Raw genomic sequence first — 3314 nt, forward strand, 5'->3', positions numbered from 1 at the left:
CCTGGTTGAAACGGATGATTGCAGGTTAGTTGCAAATAATCCTGGCTCGGTTGCAGTTAATCCTGGCTGAAGCGCAATTATAGTTGCAAATAATCCTGGTTTGTAAATGTCATGATTGCAGGTTTGAGTGATTAGTATTGCAGGTTGCTACATGTAGGTGCCTTATTTACGGTTCATTTCATAAGTAAACCTCTTATGAGCAGGATAAAACATGGATACAGCCTCGATTAGCTTACATCTAGAAAAAGTGACGGAAGACCAAGCCGAGACACTGTATTTACACCTCAGCGACCCTATTTTATCCGAGTATTTAGAAGATGAGATACCGACTCTCACCGAGCTTAAGCATAGCAAATAGCTTCCCGTGCAGATTTCATATCAAGCCAACTTGCGCGATCGCTTCAACCTGCTTTTGAGAGCCACTATCTCGCATCTCTATTGCGAGGTAAAGGCTAGAATTTGCGATCGCACTTTCCAAACCTCGACTGAGCAATCATCTTGCTCGGTCGCAGCTAGATCAATAGAAAAGTATGAGTCAGTTTTATCTCATCCACACAATGCCAGAAGGTGTATAACGATTCTGTTGAGCAGGCTGTCAATAATCTCGAACTCAGCATCAAAGAACTTTGACAGTCCACGACTCAAAATCTGCTCTGATTAAGAAACTATCGACTTGTTAGCTGGCTGGCAACCGTTAACCAATTCAAAAATCACGATAGAAACTCTAGAACTAGCTGATTAAATTTTTGTGGATGCTCAATCGGACTCCAATGACCGCACTCTTCAATAATCTCCAACTGAGCATTAGAAATAATCTTAACGGCATTCTGAGCATGGGTCACAGGAACCATCGGATCTTGTCTGCCCCAAATAATTAGGGTCGGAACCTCGATAGTATGCAATTTGTCAGCAATTGACTGATAGAATTGCCCCCAGATATTAAAGTTTGAACGACCTAGATTTAATGTTGCTTCTGCTGCTCCAGGAAGCGTTGCCATTTGATAAAACTCTTCGACAATTTCATCAGTGATTAGTTTTGAGTCGTACACTGCCTGTTTACACAACATCGCTACACCTGATTTGCTTGGTGAACTAAACAACTTAGCTAAACCAGGAATTGTGGTAACTCGAAGCAGAAAATTAAGTTCTTTCCCTAGACCCGCACTGCCAACCAGAATTAGTCGATCAACTAATTGTGGGAAGTTCAACGTTAAAGTGAGTGCTACTCCACCGCCGGCAGAAGTTCCAATCAAATTTGCCTTGGGTATCTCTAAAACCTTCATGAAATCTCGCGTGAACTGAGCCATGAAGTCAAAGGTGTAATGAGCAGCATCGGGTTTATCGGATCGACCTGCACCCACCATATCAAACGCATAAACGCGATGATGTTTGGCTAATTCTTGGATATTGTACTTCCACAACTCTATGTAACCGCCACCACCATGAAGCAAAATGACCGTGCTGCCTGAATCTCCCGCTTGCCAATATCGGGTATTTACAGAGCCGACTTTGATATACTGATCTTGCAATTGTTCAGCTTGATTCATCTCAACCTTACCAAACTGTAACTTGGACTTCAATTTTCAACTTTTACCGATCTCTTCAAAATTATCTTAGGCTCAATACCTATTTGATAAATATCCATCTCAACGCCGTGGAACACCGTTTTCCTTTTATATTTCATGCCTAATTTTTCAAGAACTCTGACTGATGGCACATTTTCCCGTTTAACAATACCCAGGATATATGGAAATCTGAGTTGCTTAAATCCGTATTGAATGACTATTGATGTCGCCTCAGTTGCTAATCCCCTACCCCAAAACTTAGGGTCTAATCGATATGCAATCTCCCGCTCATCTACGCAGTTGTTGGGCTAGGAATTTGGAAATTGGCATAGGTGTAAATTAGCCGTTGTTTAGTTCCATCAATGAAAGTTTTTCGCTACTGTAAAGCCACTTCTCGAAATTCGTCTTACAGTATCCCCATTCTTTGTCCGTCATTGCAAACCAATCAGTATCCCTATTTCTGCCGCGAATGACCATATGCTGTCGGAAACGCCCTTCATAGCGGAATCCCATTCTCGTGGCTGTAGTTCGGCTGGCATGGTTAAGTGCATCGCATTTCCACTCAACTCTACGGTATAAATGGTGATCAAAAAGATGCTGAAGTAATAGAAACTGTGATTCTGTATTGACTTTAGTTTTATGAACGGCAGGACTAAACCACACATGACCGATTTCTGCTCGACCATGATTTGGGACAATCGCTAGTAATGCTACAATTCCCACCTGAGAATTTGTTGAGTTTTCAAAGACTGTCCAGGTAAGGGGATCTGATTTACGGATCATGTCTGTTTCCATCCAGTCTTGCATGGCAGAGCGACTATCAAACGGGCCATAGAACATATAGTTCCACACCGCTTCCTTGGAAGGAGTGCCATGCGACTCTAAATAGAGTGCATCTACATCTCTTTCTGGAACGAGGGGCTTGAGTGTGACAAATTGACCGTTGAGTTGAGTATATTGCGGTGATTGCCAATTCTGATACTGCATAATTTTACTGCTTGTTTACACCATTATTCAGCAATTTTCGTGTAAATTTCCCCTCCTTCCCCAATCTTGGAAATAGGACAAGGGTTTTTCAGATCATCTTGCAGGAAATTACTCGGATATCGGCTCAATAACAATACAGCGCAAGGAAGTTAAACAGCACTGGCTGGTCAAATTCTTATAAGTAAAGCTTAAGAGCTAAGTAATCAAATTTTTCTTAATTGACTTTCTTACTTGTGTTTAATTTTATAGATAAATAACAGATTTATAATCAAAAGCCAAATACTGTACATTACTGTATTGCCACAATAATTAAACGCTTCAAAAGGCTATTTTAGAATAAATCTATCTTTGTAAGTCTATTTGTTGTGTTTGAGATTTAGCTAATATTTTATCTATCTGACTATTCGCGTCCTCAAAAGTTTGCAATATTTGTGGAGTTACTTTATTAGTCTGCACTCTCCCTGATTGCAAGTTTAAAATTACCTCCCCATTTTTCTGCGAAATAGTTAAATCCCTCTGCTGGGTATTGAAAGCCAAGTCATAAATCTTTCCAAGAAATTGAGTCCCATTTTCATCAGACTTACCCCAGACCATGCCAATCCTTTGAGCAATTTGAGTCAGCCGACTGATTCTTTCAAGCTCAAATGTATCTTTATTCATTACTGTCAACGCTTCGGCTGATAACTGCTCACCAGCTTTAAACCCATTTGCCACTTCTACAATGCGTTTTTTGTAATTCTCCGACTTCCCTAACTTATCTGC

Annotated in this window: 4 protein-coding genes and 1 pseudogene; 1 reads left to right on the forward strand and 4 read right to left on the reverse strand. The window is 40.6% G+C overall.

Annotation, left to right across the window (positions count from 1 at the left end):
* The first annotated feature begins 211 nt into the window (after nucleotides 1-211).
* Nucleotides 212-358 (forward strand): hypothetical protein, encoded by a 147-nt coding sequence (locus RM347_RS35530; RefSeq protein ID WP_322719766.1) that lies wholly within the window; start codon nucleotides 212-214, stop codon nucleotides 356-358.
* 352 nt (nucleotides 359-710) lie between these two features.
* On the opposite strand, the gene RM347_RS35535 is transcribed toward RM347_RS35530, so the two are convergent.
* The 4 genes and pseudogenes from RM347_RS35535 to RM347_RS35550 form a co-directional block, all read right to left on the reverse strand.
* Nucleotides 711-1547, reverse strand: a complete 837-nt coding sequence (locus RM347_RS35535; protein ID WP_322719767.1) for an alpha/beta fold hydrolase — start codon at nucleotides 1545-1547, stop codon at nucleotides 711-713.
* Between the two features lie 29 nt (nucleotides 1548-1576).
* Entirely contained in the window at nucleotides 1577-1846 is a 270-nt protein-coding gene (locus tag RM347_RS35540; protein WP_322719770.1) for a GNAT family N-acetyltransferase, read from the reverse strand.
* Nucleotides 1847-1904: 58 nt separating this feature from the next.
* Entirely contained in the window at nucleotides 1905-2552 is a 648-nt protein-coding gene (locus RM347_RS35545) for a GNAT family N-acetyltransferase (protein ID WP_322719768.1), read from the reverse strand.
* Nucleotides 2553-2894: 342 nt separating this feature from the next.
* Nucleotides 2895-3314 (reverse strand): annotated as a pseudogene (locus tag RM347_RS35550) (hypothetical protein); the annotation flags it as partial.

The sequence above is a fragment of the Nostoc sp. ChiQUE02 genome, assembly GCF_034531305.2.
Taxonomy (GTDB): Bacteria; Cyanobacteriota; Cyanobacteriia; order Cyanobacteriales; family Nostocaceae; genus Nostoc.

Coding starts and splice junctions, on each gene's coding strand:
- RM347_RS35530 (WP_322719766.1), top strand. CDS start 212: ATGGATACAGCCTCGATTAGCTTACATCTAGAAAAAGTGACGGAAGAC.
- RM347_RS35545 (WP_322719768.1), bottom strand. CDS start 2,552: ATGCAGTATCAGAATTGGCAATCACCGCAATATACTCAACTCAACGGT.
- RM347_RS35535 (WP_322719767.1), bottom strand. CDS start 1,547: ATGAATCAAGCTGAACAATTGCAAGATCAGTATATCAAAGTCGGCTCT.